This is a genomic window from Streptomyces boncukensis (assembly GCF_011045075.1).
In the GTDB taxonomy this organism is placed as follows: Bacteria; Actinomycetota; Actinomycetes; order Streptomycetales; family Streptomycetaceae; genus Streptomyces; species Streptomyces boncukensis.
Genome location: NZ_JAAKZZ010001040.1, coordinates 1 through 899 on the forward strand (window position 1 = coordinate 1; position 899 = coordinate 899).

General features: G+C 69.9%; 1 protein-coding gene. It reads right to left on the minus strand.

Features of this window, described 5'->3' with window-relative positions; all coding sequences use genetic code 11:
* Window positions 1–20 precede the first annotated feature (20 nt).
* Window positions 21–851, minus strand: a complete 831-nt coding sequence (locus G5C65_RS37820) for an IS5 family transposase (RefSeq protein ID WP_165303597.1) — start codon at window positions 849–851, stop codon at window positions 21–23.
* Window positions 852–899: the final 48 nt, after the last annotated feature.

Genomic DNA, 899 nt, shown 5'->3' on the forward strand with positions numbered 1-899 from the left:
CTAGGAGTTGTCTTCAAATGTCACGTCCACATCAGGAGCGAGGCGAGGGCGACGGCTCCCTGGTAGGACTCGGCGGTCTTGTCGTAGCGGGTCGCGATGCCGCGCCACTGCTTGAGGCGGTTGAAGCACCGTTCCACGACGTTGCGCCTCTTGTAGAGTTGCTCGTCGAACGCCGGCGGGCGCCCGCCCCGGCTGCCGCGCCGGAGCCGGTTGCGGACCTGGTCGGCCCGTTCGGGGATGGTGTGGCTGATGCTGCGGTGCCGCAGCCAGGTCCGTATCGCGCGGGAGCTGTAGCCCTTGTCGCCCAGCACCTGGCCGGGCCGCACGCGGGGCCGTCCCGGCCCGGGCCGGGGTACCCGGATCGCTTCCATCACGGCGGTGAACTGGGTGCAGTCGTTGGTGTTCCCGCCCGTGACCGTGAAGGCGAGCGGGCGCCCGAGTGCGTCGCAGGCCAGGTGGATCTTGCTGGTCAGGCCGCCCCGCGAGCGTCCGAGCGCCGGGGGGGCGGAGCCCCCTTTTCGAGCCCCGGCCGCGTGCTGGTGGGCCCGCACGACGGTGGAGTCGACCGACACCAGCCAGTCGATGTCCCCGGCTGCGTCCGCCCGTGCCTGCGCGGCCCGGAGCATCCGCTCGAAGGTGCCGTCCAGGGCCCAGCGGCGGAAACGGGTGTGCAGTGTCTGCCACGGGCCGTACCGCTCGGGCACATCCCGCCAGGCCGTGCCGGTGCGGAACTTCCACACGATCCCATTGAGCACTCTTCGGTCGTCCAACCGCTTGCGCCCCCGCAAGGAGGCGGGCAGCAGCGGCCGAACGAACTCCCACTCCGCATCAGACAGTTCATGGCGACGTATCACCCGACCATGATCCACCATCCAAGATCAATTGAAGACACCGCCTAG